Source organism: Bartonella fuyuanensis (genome assembly GCF_014197255.1).
In the GTDB taxonomy this organism is placed as follows: Bacteria; Pseudomonadota; Alphaproteobacteria; order Rhizobiales; family Rhizobiaceae; genus Bartonella; species Bartonella fuyuanensis.
In genome coordinates this window covers 152,528-171,209 of record NZ_JACIFE010000001.1, presented here as the reverse complement: position 1 = coordinate 171,209, position 18,682 = coordinate 152,528, and the positions used below count along the sequence as shown (strand labels likewise).

Annotated in this window: 14 protein-coding genes and 2 pseudogenes; 9 read left to right on the top strand and 7 right to left on the bottom strand. The window is 36.3% G+C overall.

Going from position 1 to position 18,682, the window contains the following annotated elements; translation table 11 throughout:
* Positions 1 to 159: 159 nt before the first annotated feature.
* The 6 genes from GGR08_RS00660 to mnhG are packed head-to-tail and all read left to right on the top strand — an operon-like array spanning position 160 to position 6,211.
* The gene (locus tag GGR08_RS00660) at positions 160 to 3,081 is read left to right on the top strand and encodes a monovalent cation/H+ antiporter subunit A (RefSeq protein ID WP_183193490.1); all 2,922 of its coding nucleotides are present in this window, start codon (positions 160 to 162) and stop codon (positions 3,079 to 3,081) included.
* Positions 3,081 to 3,422, top strand: coding sequence for a Na+/H+ antiporter subunit C (locus GGR08_RS00655; protein WP_183193489.1), 342 nt, complete (start codon positions 3,081 to 3,083; stop codon positions 3,420 to 3,422). Before GGR08_RS00660 ends, GGR08_RS00655 begins: the two co-directional genes overlap by 1 nt.
* Positions 3,422 to 5,044: a monovalent cation/H+ antiporter subunit D gene (locus tag GGR08_RS00650; protein ID WP_183193488.1), complete on the top strand. Its 1,623-nt coding sequence runs from the start codon at positions 3,422 to 3,424 to the stop codon at positions 5,042 to 5,044. Before GGR08_RS00655 ends, GGR08_RS00650 begins: the two co-directional genes overlap by 1 nt.
* A complete protein-coding gene (locus GGR08_RS00645; RefSeq protein ID WP_183193487.1) occupies positions 5,041 to 5,523 on the top strand; it encodes a Na+/H+ antiporter subunit E in 483 nt (160 codons plus the stop codon). Before GGR08_RS00650 ends, GGR08_RS00645 begins: the two co-directional genes overlap by 4 nt.
* On the top strand, positions 5,523 to 5,804 hold the full coding sequence (locus GGR08_RS00640; protein WP_183193486.1) for a K+/H+ antiporter subunit F: 282 nt from the start codon (positions 5,523 to 5,525) through the stop codon (positions 5,802 to 5,804). The genes GGR08_RS00645 and GGR08_RS00640 overlap by 1 nt, the downstream gene beginning before the upstream one ends.
* Positions 5,801 to 6,211, top strand: a complete 411-nt coding sequence (mnhG, locus tag GGR08_RS00635) for a monovalent cation/H(+) antiporter subunit G (RefSeq protein ID WP_183193485.1) — start codon at positions 5,801 to 5,803, stop codon at positions 6,209 to 6,211. Before GGR08_RS00640 ends, mnhG begins: the two co-directional genes overlap by 4 nt.
* Before the next feature lie 16 nt (positions 6,212 to 6,227).
* Here mnhG and GGR08_RS00630 read toward each other — a convergent pair whose 3' ends face one another.
* The 4 genes and pseudogenes from GGR08_RS00630 to GGR08_RS00615 form a co-directional block, all read right to left on the bottom strand.
* The gene (locus GGR08_RS00630; RefSeq protein ID WP_183193484.1) at positions 6,228 to 6,617 is read right to left on the bottom strand and encodes an MliC family protein; all 390 of its coding nucleotides are present in this window, start codon (positions 6,615 to 6,617) and stop codon (positions 6,228 to 6,230) included.
* Between the two features lie 17 nt (positions 6,618 to 6,634).
* Positions 6,635 to 7,018 carry an MliC family protein gene (locus GGR08_RS00625; RefSeq protein WP_183193483.1) on the bottom strand — a complete coding sequence of 128 codons (384 nt, stop codon included), beginning with the start codon at positions 7,016 to 7,018 and terminating at the stop codon, positions 6,635 to 6,637.
* Between the two features lie 399 nt (positions 7,019 to 7,417).
* Positions 7,418 to 8,551 (bottom strand): 3-dehydroquinate synthase, encoded by a 1,134-nt coding sequence (aroB, locus tag GGR08_RS00620; RefSeq protein WP_183193482.1) that lies wholly within the window; start codon positions 8,549 to 8,551, stop codon positions 7,418 to 7,420.
* A pseudogene (locus GGR08_RS00615) lies at positions 8,526 to 9,159 on the bottom strand (shikimate kinase). Before GGR08_RS00615 ends, aroB begins: the two are co-directional and overlap by 26 nt.
* Before the next feature lie 254 nt (positions 9,160 to 9,413).
* Between GGR08_RS00615 and GGR08_RS00610 the strand changes: the two are divergent.
* From GGR08_RS00610 to GGR08_RS00600, 3 genes are all read left to right on the top strand, one after another.
* Positions 9,414 to 10,352, top strand: a complete 939-nt coding sequence (locus tag GGR08_RS00610) for a site-specific tyrosine recombinase XerD (RefSeq protein ID WP_183193480.1) — start codon at positions 9,414 to 9,416, stop codon at positions 10,350 to 10,352.
* A gap of 75 nt (positions 10,353 to 10,427) precedes the next feature.
* A complete protein-coding gene (locus GGR08_RS00605) occupies positions 10,428 to 11,384 on the top strand; it encodes an acetyl-CoA carboxylase carboxyltransferase subunit alpha (protein WP_183193479.1) in 957 nt (318 codons plus the stop codon).
* Positions 11,385 to 11,424: 40 nt separating this feature from the next.
* Positions 11,425 to 12,174, top strand: coding sequence for a L,D-transpeptidase family protein (locus GGR08_RS00600; protein WP_183193478.1), 750 nt, complete (start codon positions 11,425 to 11,427; stop codon positions 12,172 to 12,174).
* A 978-nt stretch (positions 12,175 to 13,152) separates the two neighbouring features.
* Here the strand turns inward: GGR08_RS00600 and GGR08_RS08610 are convergent.
* From GGR08_RS08610 to GGR08_RS00585, 3 genes and pseudogenes are all read right to left on the bottom strand, one after another.
* Positions 13,153 to 13,954, bottom strand: a pseudogene (locus tag GGR08_RS08610) (CobW family GTP-binding protein); the annotation flags it as partial.
* A 407-nt stretch (positions 13,955 to 14,361) separates the two neighbouring features.
* Positions 14,362 to 15,453 carry a D-alanyl-D-alanine carboxypeptidase family protein gene (locus tag GGR08_RS00590; protein ID WP_183193477.1) on the bottom strand — a complete coding sequence of 364 codons (1,092 nt, stop codon included), beginning with the start codon at positions 15,451 to 15,453 and terminating at the stop codon, positions 14,362 to 14,364.
* Positions 15,454 to 16,388: 935 nt separating this feature from the next.
* Positions 16,389 to 17,321, bottom strand: coding sequence for a prephenate/arogenate dehydrogenase family protein (locus tag GGR08_RS00585; RefSeq protein ID WP_183193476.1), 933 nt, complete (start codon positions 17,319 to 17,321; stop codon positions 16,389 to 16,391).
* Between the last annotated feature and the right edge of the window lie 1,361 nt (positions 17,322 to 18,682).

The following is an 18,682-nucleotide window of genomic DNA, read 5'->3' as shown; positions in this document are numbered from 1 at the left end:
TGATGTGCAGCATTTTTATGCAAGCATTATTTTTTGAAAAATTTAAATGCTTTTAAGTTTTAGGAAATCTTATTATCATTAAGTGTGGAATGGGGGGTAAAAGTATAAATTTTTGTTTTGTCGATGACAAAATATTAAGAGCAGTAGGGAGCTGAAAGAATGACAACACGGGAAGCAATGTTGATATTACTCGTTTTGCTTCCTTTTGGTGGAAGTGCCGTTATTGGTTTTTTTCGTTCGACAGCAAAAAATAATGAAGCATGGTTTGCTGGGGGTATTGCTCTTTTGAGTCTTCTTTTTACAATTATGCTTTATCCGGCAGTTCGTGGAAATCACATCGTACGTTTAGATATTTCTTGGCTTCCAGAATGGGGAGGAGATTTCATCCTTCGGATGGATGGTCTTTCGTGGCTTTTTTGCTTGCTCATTACAGGAATTGGGCTGCTTGTCGTTGTTTATGCGCGTTATTATATGGATCCGGTAGATTCTGTACCGCGTTTTTTTTCTTTTTTTCTGGCCTTTATGGGGTCGATGACAGGGATTGTTTTATCAGGTAATCTCGTTTTTTTGGTTGTTTTCTGGGAACTTACAAGTATTTTTTCCTTTTTGTTGATTGGTTACTGGTATCATAATGCTAGTGCGCGTGAAGGGGCGCGTATGGCTTTAACAATTACGGGTTTTGGTGGTTTTGCTCTTTTTATTGGGGTTTTGTTGATTGGGTACATCGTTGGTAGTTTTGATCTGGATAAAATTTTACAGTCTGGAGATATGATCCGGTCAAGTTCACTTTATTGTCCTGCCCTTATTTGTCTTTTATTGGGTGGGTTAACAAAAAGTGCACAGTTTCCTTTTCATTTTTGGTTGCCCAATGCGATGGCAGCTCCAACACCTGTATCGGCTTATTTGCATTCAGCAACGATGGTGAAAGCAGGGTTGTTTTTGCTGGTTCGTTTATGGCCTGTGCTTTCTGGGACAGAGTCTTGGTTTTTGCTGGTTGGTTTTTCAGGTCTCGCTACTCTTCTTCTTGGTGCTTATTGTTCTATGTTTCAGCAAGATTTAAAGGGATTGCTTGCTTACTCAACGATTAGTCATCTTGGATTGATTACCACGCTTTTAAGCCTTGGGAGTCCTCTGGCATGTGTTGCAGCGATTTTTCATATGGCCAATCATGCTACTTTTAAAGCTTCTTTATTTATGGCTGCCGGCATTATTGATCACGAAACAGGAACACGTGATATGCGGAAACTAACAGGTCTTTATCGCTTTATGCCGATTACAGCAACTCTTGCCTTAGTGGCAAGTGCAGCGATGGCTGGAGTTCCTTTGTTAAATGGTTTTTTGTCAAAAGAGATGTTTTTTGCTGAGGCAGTTGAAACGCATATGGAATCATGGCTTGATTGGGTTGCTCCTTATGTAGCAACGCTTGCTAGCTTGTTTAGTGTGACTTACTCTATACGTTTTATTCATGGTGTCTTTTGGGGACCAAAATTCGATAAATTACCCAAAAGTCCGCATGAACCACCGTATTTTATGCGTTTACCGATGGAATTTTTGGTGTTTATTTGTTTAGCAGTTGGTATTTTTCCTAATTTAACAATCGGACCCATTTTAGATAATGCTGTTGTGTCTGTTTTAGGATCGATGACAATCTCTTATAGTTTGGCTGTTTGGCATGGGATTAATACGCCATTAATGATGAGTTTGGTGGCTTTATTAGGGGGCGGATTGCTCTATGTTGTCGGGCGGCGTTATTTTTTATCTTGTGATGATGGAGCTCCTTTTTTTCGTCATTTGAAAGGACCGCGTATTTTTGAACGCGTTCTTGTGATTATTTCTTGGAAATGGGCTCGTGCGGTAGAATCTGTTTTGTCAACACGCCGTTTGCAAATACAGTTGCATTGGATCTTTAGTGTGTGTTTTATCTTTATTGGTCTTTTGCTTTTGTATGATGGTTTAATTGTAGCAGGAGAATTACCACTTTTTCCACTTGATATTCCTTTTCTCGCTCTTTGGTTAGTCGGTGGATTGTGCGCTCTTTTAGTGGCTTGGCAAGCAAAATTTCATCGTCTTGCATCACTCATGTTGTTGGGGGGAGCAGGCTTGATGACTTGTGCAACCTTTTTATGGCTCTCTGCGCCTGATTTGGCAATAACACAATTGGTTGTTGAAGTTGTGACAGCTGTCTTATTATTGCTTGGTTTGCGTTGGTTGCCAAAGCGTGTGCATCAACCCGCTCCAGCGTCTGTCCATTTTGGGGTGCGGTTACGTCGTGTTCGTGATTTTATTATAGCAATTATGGGAGGTTTTGGTGTTGCATGGTTATCTTTTGCGGTGATGACACGTCCTCAAGGGATGACAGTTTCTAATTTTTTTCTAAAGAATGCTTATTCCGGTACGGGTGGTCGCAATGTTGTGAATGTATTGTTAGTTGATTTCCGTGGTTTTGATACTATGGGGGAAGTTGTGGTTTTGGGAGCTGTTTCACTTACTGTCTTTGCCCTTTTGCGTCGATTCCGCCCTGCTTCTGAAAGTATTGATGCACCGTTTCAACAACGTATTCAGGAAGCTTTTGATAAGGCACAGGCAGACCGAAATGTGGGGGATACAGTGTTGAATTATCTCGCTATTCCTTCTGTTATTATGGGGTGGCTCTTTTCTATTATTATCGCTTTTTCTTTTTATTTATTTGTACGAGGGCATAATCTTCCAGGAGGAGGGTTTGTGGGGGGGGTGACTTTGGCGATAGGCTTTATTTTGCAATATCTTGCACAGGATATTCGTTGGGTAGAAAATCATTTAAGAATCTTGCCTTTACGCTGGATGGGCTTTGGCCTATTGCTATCGGTGCTGACGGGAATAGGGGCTTTGTTTGTGGGGTATCCTTTTTTAACATCATTTTTCCAATATGTTCATGTGCCTTTGGTTGGAAAGGTTCCTATAGCATCGGCTTTTTTATTTGATTTTGGTGTGTTTTCTCTTGTCTTAGGCGCAACGGTTCTCATTTTAATTGCACTTGCACATCAGTCAATTCGTAGTTACAGAATCGGTAAAAAACCTGCTTTGAAAGAAAAGGAAAATTAATGGAAATTATTCTTTCTTTGGCTATTGGTGTTCTTGTCGGATCTGGAATTTGGCTCATTTTGCGTCCCAGAACTTTTCAAGTCATTCTTGGTTTGTCTTTGATAGCCCATGGTGTTAATCTTTTCATGTTTGCAATGAGTAGGCCACGGAGTAATGCAGCGCCAATTGTTGATCCTACTACGGCGATTAATCCAGCTAATTATGTTGATCCTTTTCCACAGGCTTTGGTTTTAACAGCGATTGTGATCGGTTTTGCAACAACAGCTTTATTTTTGGTTATTCTTTTGGTTTCACGTGGTTTAACAGGTTCAGATCATGTTGATGGACGTGAGGTACTGTGATGGAAGTTTGCGTGCATCATCTTCTTATCTTGCCTATTCTTTTGCCGTTAAGTACTGGTGCACTTCTTCTTTTCTATGATGAACGTCGTTCAAAATTGAAATCACTCATAAGTATTTTTTCTTCTGCATTGTTAGTTGTGGTTGCTGTTTTATTGGCGAGGCGTGCTTTTGAGGTTGCACCAGCTTTAGATGTTTATCGGCTTGGGAATTGGCCTTCACCGTTCGGTATTGTTTTGGTGCTTGATCGCTTAAGTGCTATGATGCTTTTACTTTCAAGTTTGTTGACAACTGTTGCATTGGTTTTTGCTCGGGCACATTGGTATAAAGCAGGTCCTCATTTTCAGTCATTGATGCAATTTTTCATCGTTGGAATAAACGGTGCTTTTTTAACTGGTGATTTATTTAATTTATTTGTATTTTTCGAAGTGATGTTAACGGCTTCTTATGGGCTTGCGTTGCATGGCTCTGGTCCGTTACGTGTGCGTGCTGGGTTGCATTATGTCGTGGTTAATCTGGTCGCTTCATTATTGTTCCTCATTGGTGCGGCGCTTATTTATGGAATTGTAGGCACGCTTAATATGGCTGATTTGGCTATAAAAATAAAATATATAGCTTCTGGCAATATGACTTTATTTGAAATAGGGGTTGCACTTTTGGGGATTGCTTTTTTGCTTAAAGCAGGGATGTGGCCCTTGAATTTTTGGTTGATGCCAACGTATAGCGCAGTAGCAGCGCCTGTTGGAGCTTCTTTTGCACTTTTAAGCAAAGTTGGTATTTATATTATTTTACGTTTAACATTGTTATGGTTTGGACCTGGAAGTGGGCATTTTATCCATTTTGGTCAAACGGTTTTGTTTTACGGTGGTCTTGCTACTGTGGCTTTTGGTTTTATTGGGGTATTGGCAAGTCAAGTTTTGGTACGTTTGGCAGCTTATAGTGTTTTAGTCTCTTCTGGGACATTGTTGACAGCAATAGGAATTGGCAATCCAGCGTTGATTGCTGGTGCACTATTTTATATTGTTTCCTCAACTTTGGCACTGGGTGCTTTTTTTCTTTTGGTCGAGTTGGTTGAACGTTGTCAAGATGTGGCAGCCAATGTTTTGACGGTGACAATGGAAGTCTATGGTGACGATGAAGAGGAGGAGGAAGATGAAGTTGGGACCTATTTGCCGGTAACTTTAGCAATTCTTGGTGCTTGTTTTGGGCTTTGTGCACTTTTGATTATTGGTCTACCACCTTTTTCTGGTTTTGTGGCTAAATTTATGATGTTTATGGCAGTCTTAAACCACAGTAAAGAAAATATTTCGACCAATCTACCTGTTTATCATGGTTGGCTTTTTATCATTTTTGTCACTATATCTAGTTTTGCTGCTTTGATTGCGATGACACGAACGGGTATTCGAACTTTTTGGGTTTCTCTTGAAGGAAAGATTCCACGGGTCCAGGTGATTGAATTTGCTTCCGTTGCTGTACTCCTGGTTTTGTGTTTTGTTATTACAATTGTTGCTGGTCCTATTAGTCGTTATATGTTTGAAACAGCTAAAACTTTATATGAACCTCAAAATTATATTGGAAGTGTGTTAGATGATTTTTCTCTCGAAAATAAGGGGATGAAGCGGTGAAATATTGTTATTTTTTCTCCTTTTCTAGTGTAGCAATTGTTTTTATGTGGCTGATCTTAAATGGTTTTAGTTTCGGCCAATTGCTTTTGGGAATTATCATTGCATTGTTTGGAGGTTGGATGATGCGGCTTCTTGAATCGGAGAAGATAATTATTAAAAGTTGGCGTGCAGTTTTTCAGCTGTCTTTTCGCGTATTTATTGATTCTATTGTTTCAAATATTGCAGTGTCTTACTTCGTTTTAACCAAAAGATCTCAAAAATATCAGTCTGGTTTTATTGTAGTGCCCCTTTCGCTTAAAAGTTCTACGGCTTTAGCTGTTTTGGCGTGCATTCTTTCTGCAACCCCAGGTACTGTTTGGATTGCCTATAATAAAAAGAATAGTGAACTTTTGCTTCATGTCTTAAATTTTAAAAGTGGATATAATTACTCCAAATTAATTAAAAAACGCTATGAACAATTACTTTTGGAGATTTTTTAATGAGTATGGTAATCCTTTATTGGGGGCTTTATCTTTCGCAGTTTTTTTTAAGTTTGGCAATGATTCTTGCACTTTTTCGGTTAATTCGTGGGCCAAGAGCGCAAGATCGGATTGTTGGTTTGGATGCTCTTTATATAATCACTATTCTTTTGTTTCTTACATTCGATATTCGTTCAGGAACAACTATTTATTTTGTTGCAGCTCTCATTATTGGATTATTGGGTCCTGTATCAAGTATGGCGTTGGCAAAGTTTTTAATGCGGGGGGAGGTTATTGAATGAAGGAGGATGTATCACTTGTTGTTGCTATTGTTGTTACGTTTTTTTTGATAGTGGGATCCGGTCTCACATTGATTGGAATGATAGGATTAATGCGTCTTCCCACTTTTTATAAGCGTTTACATATGCTTTCGTTAAGTACAAGTTGGGGCGCAGGAAGTATTCTTATTGCATCGTTTCTTTATTCAACTTTTGTAGATCATCATTTCGTTTTTCACGAATTTTTATTGATGGTTTTTTTACTTGTAACAATACCAGCTGCTTCTATGCTCGTATCACAAGCTGCAGTTCATCGACACGATTCAAAGAATAAATTAGAAAAACCTCTGGCTCTTTTATCACGTCAGATGGAAGGAAACACATTTGCTTTAGAAGAAAGATCATGTGATACGAACCAGAGCGATTTTTAAAATGCAATAAGATTTTTTATTCTGTTTTTTGTTCTTCTACACATTGAATAAGATTTTTTTCTTCTGGATCATTTATGAGATCAGAAAGTGTGGCTTCGTTTCCTTTTGTCCACCATATATATGGTCCTCCCATATATTTTACTCCAGAAGCACTTATACTACGGGAAGCGATGATACGCTTTCCATTCCATTTGAAATCAATGAGTGAAATATTATCAGCATTGAGATAGGTCGCTTCAACACGTTCTTTACTTGTTCCTGTATCGCATTGATAGGCAGTAATTTTTGTTGTTGGCTCTGGATCATCTGGTACCTCAATGACTAGAGAACCGGCAAAGGCATTAAGTGAGCCGAATAGTGGTAGGCTTAAAACAGCGAAAAATCCTATAATAAAAGCTTTTTTCATGATATCTCCTCAGTTATTTAAAATAATAACGTTGATTCATCCTTACAAAGGATGGGATTTTTTTCTTCTGGGTCTTGAATAAGATCGTAAAGTGTTACTTCTTTGTTTTTTTCCCACCAGATATACTGTTCTCCTACATATTTTGTTCCAGAAGCAGCAAGAACATTAGCAGCGATAATACGATCACCTTTCCATTTGAAGTCAACTAATGAAATATTGTCAGCGTTGTAATAGGTCGCTTCAATGCGTTCTTTTTTTTCTCCTATATTACATTGATAAGTTATGGTTTGTGTTTTTGGATTATCTGATACTTCAATATTTAAAGAAGCAGCCAAGGTAGAGCTGACATTAAAAAATAATAAAGAGGAAAAGAATCCTAAAATACCTAGAGTTTTTTTCATAATGTTTTCCTATATGAAAAGTAATTTGTCTTATATGATGGTGTCTACGGCAGGATTCGAACCTGCGACCCCAGGATTCATACCACTTCGGTTTTCACCGCCAGCCTTATTGGCTGTTTGTGGTCTGGACTGTCTCTTCACCTTGAAGCTTGTGCCTTTTAGGTGCTGCCCGTTCAGTCTCTACACCTTCCTCTCTTATGGAGAGAGGCTTGGCTCGGGATTGGCATAGTTGCCCATGAAGCTTTCCCCGAATTTGAGCAGATCCGCTTTAAAGATTTCTCCTTAAAGTGCCCAATTTCTCTAGGAATCCTGTGCTCTATCCTACTGAGCTACGCAGACATCATCATATTTATTCCTTTAATAGAAGTATAAGAACGAATCAATTATATTCAATATGAATTAACGAATTTCTGTTAATTTTTGTTTCAAAAAAGATAAAACTGCATCGGGTGGAACATTCTTTGCAATAAATGATTGACCAAGTCCGCGTGTTAAAATGAAAGTCAAATTATTTTGTGAAACTTTTTTATCTTGAGTAAGGAGAGCCATTAAAGCTTCGGCATCTGGTAGATTTCCTGGGATATCTTTTAATTGGGTAGGCAAGCCTACAGCTTTAAGGTGTGCTTCAATACGATAGATGAGCGTGGAGTTTATTAGATTCAGTTGAGCAGAGAATTGATGTGCAAGAACCATGCCAATAGCTACAGCTTCGCCATGAATTAAACGTTTTGAGTCATAAGTGGTTGCTGTTTCAAGCATGTGTCCGAATGTATGGCCGAGATTTAAGAGTGCACGCTCTCCTGTTTCGTGTTCGTCCTGTGCTACAATGGCAGTTTTAAATTGACATGAGCGAACAATGGCTTTTGTTCTTATTGGGCCATTAGAAAAAATTTCTCGTCCATTTTTTTCAAGCCATTCAAAGAAGTTAGGCTGGTTAATGAGTCCATATTTGACTATTTCTGCGTAACCAGCTCGAAATTCGCGCAGGGGTAGGGTATCAAGAATACATGTGTCAGAAATAACGCATTGCGGTTGATAAAAAGCACCAATAAGATTTTTGCCATACTGGCTGTTGATGCCCGTTTTCCCACCAACAGAGGAATCAATTTGTGCAAGAAGCGTTGTGGGAATTTGAATGAAGTTCATACCACGGCGAATTATACTTGCTGCAAATCCTGCTAGATCGCCGATGACACCACCGCCAAAAGCAATAACACAGTCACCTCTTTCTAAACGTGCAGCAAGAATTTCATTAATAACAATTTGTAGGGTTGAAAATGATTTTGATTGTTCTCCTGCTTCTACAATAATAGGGACAATATTGATTTTATTTTTTATTAACTCTGCTTGTAATGTATTCAAATGGATGGATGCCACATTTGTATCTGTAACAATTGCCAAACGCATTTGATGAAAGTCGTTGTGTTGAAGAGAATGTTTAATATGTAAAGCAGCTTGTGTAATGAGATTTGGACCAATAATAATATCATAACAGTGCTTGCCTAATTTAACGGTTATGGTTTTTGCTTGCATGCTTATTCTTTCTATCGTTATTTTTTTGTAGAGAGGTAGTGCTGTATAGATCTTATGACATTTTTGGCTGCTTTGGAGGGACTTTCTTTATGACTATTAATTGTTAAGTTTGCTTTTGCATAGAGAGGATAACGCTGTTCCATGAGTTTTTGCATCGTTTCTTTAGGATTTGCTGTTTGAAGAAGTGGTCGCGTTGGCTGCTTGGAAACACGTTGCATAAGGATATCGAGATCTACTTTCAACCAGATAGATATTCCATTTTGATGAATGGCTTTTCGTGTATCTTGATGGATATAGGCACCACCACCTGTTGCTAAAATAAGAGGGCTTTTTTTTATGAGCTTGAGAATAATATGCTGTTCAAGAATACGAAATTCCGCTTCACCGTAGCTTTTAAAAAATTCTGTGATAGGCATTTGCGCTGCTTTTTCGATTTCTTGATCAGAATCATAAAAGGGTAAATCAAGCATGAGGGCAACGCGTTTTCCAATGACGGATTTTCCTGCCCCCATAAGACCAATAAACACAAGAGCTTGGTTATCGAGCGATGATAAAAGTTGTCTTTTCACTTGTGACAGGGGAAGATATTGGGATTGATTACTTTTCATACCTTATTTCAGCATTTATCGCTTTAAAGTCAATTCCTGTTAATCTTTATAAGGTAGGATAAGAGATAGAGGGTTTGGGGGAAAGTTTATTATTTTATGCCAACATTGACTAGATTTTTAATGATTCTTTTTATTTTGCTTGCTATTCTTTTTAGTATAATGATTGTTCTTGTGATTTTTGTTGAACCCGTAACTGTGGATATATCTGTTGATGTTCCTGTGGATTTGCTGAATCTCTCCTTGAGAAGGAATCAATGAAAAATAACACTATGATAGAGCGTTTTCTTGAAATGATGAGTGCTGAACGAGGGGCTTCTGGCCATACACTTGCAGCTTATCAACATGATTTACAGTGGGCGCAAGATGAATTGTCTTCGCATTCTGTTTCACTTTTTTCAGCACAAAAGAAAGATTTAATTGGCCTTTTGTCGCTTATGCATACGTTTGGTTTTGCTGTAGCTTCACAAGCACGCCGTTTATCAACGTTGCGTCAATTTTATCAGTTTCTTTATGCAGAAGGTTTAAGAGTAGATGACCCTTCTCATGATATTGATGCACCTCGTCAAGGGCGTTCTTTGCCCAAAATTATCAGTGAAGATATGATGAAAAAAATTCTTGATTTGGCGCAGTTGGAGGTTAATCAAGCAGTTTATGGCTCCAAGAATTATCTACGTGCATTACGTCTTCAGTTGTTGAGTGAAATGCTTTATGCAACAGGATTACGCATTAGTGAGTTGGTGAGTTTGCCGGTACAGGCTGTTCGAGGAAAATCATACAGTATTTTGGTTTGCGGTAAGGGAAAAAAAGAACGAATGGTGTTGTTATCAAAAAAGGCATATCAAGTTCTTTTGCAGTGGTTAAATTTGCGGGATCAGGGAAAAGATGCGACAAGTCTTTATCTTTTTCCGGCGCATTCAGAAACAGGATATATTGCGCGTCAGGTCGTTGCACGAGAATTGAAAAACCTTGCTAAAAGAGCTGGAATAAAAAGTAAACACTTTTCTCCTCATGTGTTGCGCCATGCTTTTGCTAGTCATCTTTTGCAAAATGGTGCTGATTTGCGTGCCGTTCAACATTTATTGGGTCACTCTGATATTTCTACTACTCAGATTTATACCCATGTGTTGGAAGACAGGCTTTATCGTTTAGTCAATGAGCATCATCCACTTGTCGATGAACAAAAGGCTCATTAAAAAAGGTGATGTTTTTGAAAAGTTTTTGTAAAGCAAATTAATAGGTGTATAAGCGACACTGGATGAGTTGGTACAATGTATAATTATCTTGATTTTGAAAAATCAGTTGCTGATCTCGATGGGAAAATTCTTGAATTAAAAAAAATTTCTCAGGAAAAAGGCAGTCTTGATATGAGTGACGAGATTGCTCGCCTCGAAAAACGTTCCCAAACGGCATTGCACGATATTTATAAAAAATTGTCGCCGTGGCAGAAAACACAAGTTGCTCGTCATCCTGATCGTCCCCATTTTATGGACTATTCTAAACGTTTGTTGAGTGATGTTACACCTTTGGCAGGAGATCGCAAGTTTGCGGAAGATGAGGCTATTCAAGCTGGGTTCGCACGCTTTAAAGGAGAGGCAGTTGCTTATATCGGTCAAGAGAAAGGGCACGATACGCAAACACGTTTACGCCATAATTTTGGTTCTGCACGCCCAGAAGGATACCGTAAAGCTGTGCGTATTATGGAAATGGCTGACCATTTTGGTTTGCCACTTCTCACTTTTGTTGATACAGCAGGCGCTTATCCTGGTGTAAGCGCTGAAGAACGTGGCCAAGCAGAAGCAATTGCTCAGTCAACAGCTGCAACTTTGCGTTTAAAAGTTCCTGTTGTGTCAGTTGTTCTTGGAGAAGGAGGTTCTGGGGGAGCTATAGCAATTGCAGCGGCTAATAAAGTTTATATGTTGGAACATGCGATTTATTCTGTTATTTCTCCAGAAGGGGCAGCTTCTATTTTATGGCGTGATCCAACCCGTGCAAAAGATGCTGCAATGAATATGCGTATTACTGCTCAAGATTTATATCGCTTGAAGATTATTGATGGTATTATTTTAGAGCCTTTAGGAGGAGCGCATCGTGGTAAAGAGATAGTCATTGATGCAACGGGTGAGATTATTTCAGAGGCTTTAAAAGCTATGTCTGGAAAAAGTGGTCAAGTTCTTAAACAAGAACGCAGGGAAAAATACCTTCAAATTGGTCGTTCACTAGCGTAAGTCGTTTTTTATGAGGGGTGATGAATTGGAGTTTTATTTGATGATATCTAACAGATTCCTCACGGTGTTTTTTTTGGCTGTAATGGGAATATTGACGGCATGTGAAAGAAGATTACCAGCTTCTATTCTTGCTAAAGTTGAACAGCCTCTTCCGCAAGAAATCCAAAATAGAATGGCTTTGTATGATATTGATCTTTATGCACCAATTGTGATGCGGTTTTTCAAAGAAGAAAATATTGCTGAAGTTTGGAAGCAATCTCGTTCAGGACCTTTTATCTTGGTTGCTCGCTATGGTATTTGTAAATGGTCTGGTAAGCTTGGACCTAAATATAAAGAAGGGGATCTTCAGACACCAGAGGGTTTTTATACTATTAGTGCAAACCAAATGAATCCTTATTCAAAATATTATCTTTCTTTTAATATAGGATTTCCTAACCTTTATGATCAGGAAAATGGTCGTACAGGAAGCAATCTTATGGTACATGGCTCTTGCTTTTCCGCTGGGTGTTATTCTATGAGTGATAAGAACATGGCTCAGATCTATGCATTCGCACGGGACGCTTTTAAGGGAGGACAAAAAGCATTTCAGTTACAAGCTTTTCCTTTCCGCATGACTGAGAATAATATGTCACGTCATCGCAATAGTCCTCATTATCAATTTTGGCTTATGCTTAAGAAAGGTTATGATTTTTTTGAAGAAAATCGTAAGCCTCCGATCGTTGAAGTTTATAAAAAACGTTACGTTTTTAACAACGGTATTGGTAAAGCTTCAGTTTTGCTCATGCAATAAGTAATATTTATTCTGACTTACCGTAAAATACTGTCGCTTATGGTGACAATCTAGAATACATAAGGACTTTATGGATGAATTAAAATGAGTGATAAATATTTTACAGCATTGGGGTTTGCATATAAAAACCTTATGAAATTAAATCAAATAAAGGGGGAAGTTAAGTAAAACTTGCTTAGAAAAGTTATATTGTTCGTAGAGCGATATCGGTAGAAATTTTCGCTTTTAGTGGAGAGTAAGTTAACATAAAATGTGCCTCTCTTTTTATTTTTGTCAAAGGGTTTTATTCTGGCTTTCATACTGTAATAAATTGTTTTTAAATGATATTATATAAGATATATGTACAAATTTTGAATGTGGTATGGCCTCTAGCTAATTTTATTTCAATCCGCTGGAGAAATTCAGAGTTGAGTGGAATATTCAGAACTAAGAATTTATCTGATGGAGGTGTAAAATGAATCACTTAAAATGGTTTATAGATGAAGTGCATTTCGAGAAAAAATAACCTGACTATAAATTAGTTAGGATTAAAAATGTTTATGATAATAATTTGATTTATAATGGTAATTTATTATTTTCTAGCTTGAATTCGAGCGTGATTCTTTTACCTAAAATCTGTTTATGATGGATCAGTTAAAATCATTTTTTACACGCTATAAAATCGATATATGAATAAAAAATTTTAAAGTAAAAAAAATGTCTCTCATGAGTGTTTTGCAGTGCCAAGTGCTTTAAAAATGTTAAGAATATGATGCTTCCAGTTTGGATATTTGTAAAGTGAAGGTAGTGAATGTTTTATACATTTCATGGGGAATTTTAGCTCTTATATCATTTATGGGTAGTGTCTTAAAATAGGGATAATGAGTATTGAAGAACATTTTTTTAAACAAGTGTGTAAATTCGCGATACAGTATAATATTTTCATTTGATGTGAGGGATGTGATTGGTTTACAAATTAGTTTAATATGTTGACCGTTTGATTGCGTTAACACATAATAGTTTTGCACCATAACGGTTTTGTAGGAGATCTAAAAAGGTTTCAATTATAGTGTAATCAATAGGATCTTCATGGTCTAAGGGGAAAGTACGAATAGTTTTATAGGGAGCGTGATTATGTGGTATACTCGTAGGTTTTTGTTTAATTTGTGTATTTTTTCCTTTTTCATTCCAAAATGTGTTATTTATTAATAGATTTGAGCAGAAATCTTCAGAATGGGCGTCAATTATTTGAGCTGTCGGATTCATTGTTTTAAATGTGTTAAGAAGTGTGTTTGAAAGCATTTGTGGAGTCGTGAGATCTGTTTTGGTGAGAATAATTTTATCAGCAAATATTAATTGTTTATATATTTCAGGATAGTGCTCACATATGGAAAGCGTACTTAATTCATTAAATATTGCAAGAACAGCATTTATAGAATAATGTTTAAGTAAACAGTGGATGGGTTAAAAGAATTTGTAAAATAGGGGCAGGATCAGCCATTCCTGTTATTTTAATGATAATGTGGTGGGGCTGTTTGATCTGTCTTATCTGAACGCGATTGATTAAATCAGTTAATGTATCGATGAGATTACTGCGTAAATTGCAACATAAGCAACCATTGGTAAGCTCAATAATTCTTTCTGTTGTTTTTTCAATCAGAAGGGGGGCAATACTGATTTTACTTGATAATAGCACATTTCGTTTAAGAGAGGGGTTTGTAGCATACGGTTGAGCGAAGCTGTTTTACCAGAGCCTAAAAAAACCAGTAATAAGTGTGAGAGGAATACGCTTTATTTTCATGTTATTTATTAACCATGATTTTGTTTTAAAGAAACATATCTCAATCATCTAACTCCATTTATAACGGTGTCCATGAGGAATATAATAGTAAATTCCCCATGAAATCCATTATACTACTATTCGTATGCTTATAAAGCTGCATGTAGCTACTAGAATACTTCTTCAGTAGCCAATGTTGTGTAACCCTTGTTACTTGGAAGGACTTATAGCTATAATTTTTATCCTTTGTTTTAATTATTTTATCTATATGCTCATCTTCTTGTAATGTGTAAGAGACGGGTTTTAATTGATTCAACAGATACAGATTTAAAACGAGAGAATCATACGAGATTTGTTGAGTTTACTCAAGATAAAAATAATAATTATTTTTATAAATCAAAGTTTTGTAATCAATAATAGATTGTGGCTTATAGCTTTTTTATAGAATGGCTTTCGTGTCTTTTATCTGGAATGTGATTTTTTTTTAGTTGTTTTGCTGGAATTTTAGGTGTTTGTGGCGTACGAATGGGATGTACTATTAAAGGATGAGAAAATGAAGGTGAAGCAGCGATAAAAGGTGAGGTGAGAATAATATTTCCTTGATCATCGAATGAATTTGCATGCATTTTGATGGCTTCAGGGGTGCATGTTTGTTGTCTCATATCGCTGGCTTGTGTTATTTTGTCTCCATAAGGTTTTAGTGTTGCTAGTGTTAATTGAGGGCTTCCTTGATGTAAAAATCCTGTTTCAAGAAGTTGTGCAGCTTTTTCTTCCCTCTCACTTATGTTGTTAGCGCCTAATATGACAGCAATGATTGTACGTTTATTGCGGGTGGCAGAGGCAACAATATTAAAACCAGAGGCACAAATAAAGCCTGTTTTCATACCATCTATTCCATAAAAACGGCCAATGAGGTGGTTTGAGTTATGCTGGATTTTTTGGTTATTACCAAAATCAATGGCCGGAATAGAAAAATAATGAGCATATTGTGGAAATTCCCGACGTATTTGGACAGCTAAAAGAGCAATATCGCGTGCGGTGGAGTAGTTTTGAGGGTTTGGTAAACCACTTGCGTTAGCAAAATGGGTTCCAAACATGCCTAAACGTTTTGCTTCGCTGTTCATTTTGCGGACAAAAGCTTTCTGTGAACCAGCAACTGCTTCACTCATTGCAATGGCCAAATCATTGGTAGATTTAACCATAGTAATGCTTAACGCTGTATCAAGTGTGAGAACAGAGCCAGCTTTATAGCCTGAATGATATGCTGGAGCTTTTGCAGCATATTCGCTGATGGTGATATGTTTGTTTGGTGAAATTTCCCCTCGGTTCATGGCGCGAAAAATAACATAAGCGGTCATTAATTTTGTTAGGGAAGCTGGATACCAACGTTTAAAAGCTTGATTATGTTTTAAGATATGACCTGTTGTAACATCAATAGTAATAAAAGGCTGCGATAAAGTAGCAGTGCTAGATAAACTCAGAATGAAAGAAAAAAATAAATTATAGAAAAGACGTTGCATTAATTTAAATCGAATTCCTTTTTATTTATTATTTAGCATTATTTTAAGTAGTACACAAAGTTTCTGAGTCTAGAATAGAAAAGACAGATGGTTAATTGCTGTATCAGTTGTGTTTCAGAGATAAAAAAAGGCACATCTTTATTTTCTTCTTAAATTTGATTTGATGGCTTAAGTATCTCAAGAGAGACTTTTAAAATGATAAAGATTGTGCAAAATTTAAGGTTCTTGGGAATTGATGTTTTTTAGGAAGAAATAAGTCAGCACAATCATATGTTTTGCAAACGCTTCTGATAAAGACAGTTCTTTATGCTCGAGATGCTCTATAAGAGGTAAAATTTTTGCTTACATCTGAACTTTGCTTGTGACAAACAAGGAAGTGATTTTAATTGGTTCAATATGAAAAAGAGAAGAGTGGGATGATTTTACTATATTGGGGGTGATTATTTAATATGAAAAAATTATTTATCATAATAAATCAATATATTATACTTAAAACAATATATTGTTCTTTATTTAAAGAAGTTATTTGTTTTTCTTCTAATTTCGCTTCTTCGTAAGCATTTTTAGTATTGTTTGTGAATGCGTATCGAGACCTTATTATGTTGCTCATTTATGGATTTGCTTTTAGGGGGTACATATTCTTTATGCAAGATAAGATCCTCAAAATAGAACATTATTGTGTTGCTGTTTTATACGTTTATTTTAAAAAAATATTTATCAATCGTCATGTCTTTTTTAAGACATCATTCGTAAGAGTGATAACATGAAGCTTATAAAAAACTTATCTTTGTGTTGATTATGAAAAATGTTGGCATTCATTATTCGTGATCAATATTATGTACAAATTATTGAGAATAGTGCTATAGCTTTATCACAATGTATGATTTAAAGAATAAATATTCTAATTAAGAGGCATGATTCAAAAATCTCTTATTTTACATACTCTTTTTAGAAATACTATGACGCCCAAAATCAGGGGCATCAATTTCTTGGCCTGCAGCAATGATATTACGACGCACAGCTCGCGTACGTGTAAAAAAATTAAATAGTGTTTCACCATCACCTAAACGAATTGCCTGTTCTAAAAAAGCAAGTCCCTCACAAAAACGACCCAACATTTCTAAAATAGCATCTTTATTATGCAAACAAATATCTCGCCACATAACGGGATCAGAGGATGCCAAACGCGTAAAATCACGAAAACCGGAAGCGGAATAAGCAATTACTTCCGAATTTGTTACTTTTTCTAAATCACTCGCTGTCCCAACAGTATTATATGCAATCAGATGCGGTAAATGCGAAACAATCGCCAAAACAAGATCATGATGCCTAGGCTCCATCTTTTCTACACGTGCTCCACAAGCTTCCCAAAATGCTGTCAATCGTGCTACAGCTGCCGCATCACTATCTATAAAAGGCGTTAAAATACACCAGCGATTGACAAATAAATCAGCAAAACCGGCATCCGGACCTGAATATTCAGTTCCAGCAATAGGATGCCCGGGAATAAAATGAACCGTTTTAGGCAAGAAAGGCACCATTTCTGTAATAACCAACTCTTTTGTAGAACCAACATCACTTACAATTGCTCCCTGCTTTAAATGATCATGAATATTTTTTGCTACTTCTGCACTTGCTCCAACAGGAACAGAAATAATAACGAGATCTGCATCTTCAACAGCTTCTGCGTTATCCATTGTATAGAAATCTCCAAGTTCTAATTCGCGCGCTCTTTCTAATGTTTCTTGACGACGCGTTGCAATAGAAATTTGAACTGAAAGATTTTTCTTTTTAATCACTCTTGCTAAAGAAGATCCAATCAGACCGATCCCAATGAGCGCTATTTTTTCAAATTGAATATGAAGCATCTTTCACCTTTACAGATTTTTTGCAAATGGCAACAAAGATAATTGTAAAAATCATAATTTTTTGTCTATTTGTTTAAGAGTTATGCGCAAAACATTAAAAAACTACAACTAGAGAATAAAGAATAACGCAACTTATCGCTTATTACCTGAAAAAGCGGACAATAAGATTATTTTACCTACAAAATGAGTGATGAAAAATGCAACTACAAGCCTTAAAATTTATCCTATTGTCAACCAGAGCACATCACTGAAATAAAATCTAAATGTACTTTCATAAATTTTTTATCAAGCTAACAACACTGCTACACAAAATCTCATTAATTTATTTTATCTCACTAATTTACCCTCAAAAAAACGCATTAGACACATAAGCAGATACCAATCCTTCCCAAATTATCACGATACGTTTATTGATTGGTATAATTGGTAGATAGAACCTATATAAGAAATTGTTCCACACCCTAACAGTCATCAACACAAGTTTTGCAAATATTAAGACTACTGTAAAATAATGAACGCAAAGGGATATCATAATTCTAAAAACATTTTTTCTCTTCTGATTGCTGACACCATAAATCCAAGAAATATGAGAAAAACACGTCCTCCAATAAAAAAAATTTGATAACAAAAGCTTCAAACATCTCTTCAATGGAATTACAATCCTCACGTAAAATAGAATGTTCTAAACAGGATACATTTGTGTGACAAATTCATGCGCTCGCTTTAATAGAAACCTCTTACCTTCCTGTCATTTCAAACGGTACCCGTGAATGGTAGAATGATAAATCCATTGAGCATTACTCTCTTTATGTTTAATAAAACACCATCACATTAATTTGTCTTCGCAATATTAGAACAATCTTTGACATTTGAGAAAATTCATAATAGGCATTTTTAGTCCTTTTTTAGGTATTTTTTATCCACGCAGTTCTCTTCACTTATAATGTGTAAAAAATAGAGTTTTGATTGAGTCAACATGTCAACAATGAATTATTAATAGTAAACAATAGATTAACCTGTTTATGCGACACTTTCATTGCTAAGATCCTCATTTTTGCACCAAACATAAAAATCTTCTCATAGATGCTATCGTTCTCATCATGATATATTTTGGCTTTCTTCTCACTACAAAGCATGAAGATCCTTAATTTACACGGGTCTGTAAACAATTTATCTTCTTGTCTAGAAGATTTCGCTGTCCCATCACTTTATGTCGCATTAATCTATAATATATTGAATAATAATAATTTTTCAATTTGAATCATAACTCCTAATTATGAATAGCTTTACCGTTATACCATTTATGAACCTCGCCACAAAATAGACATAACATGCATTAAAAAATGTTTCTTAGGAAATGT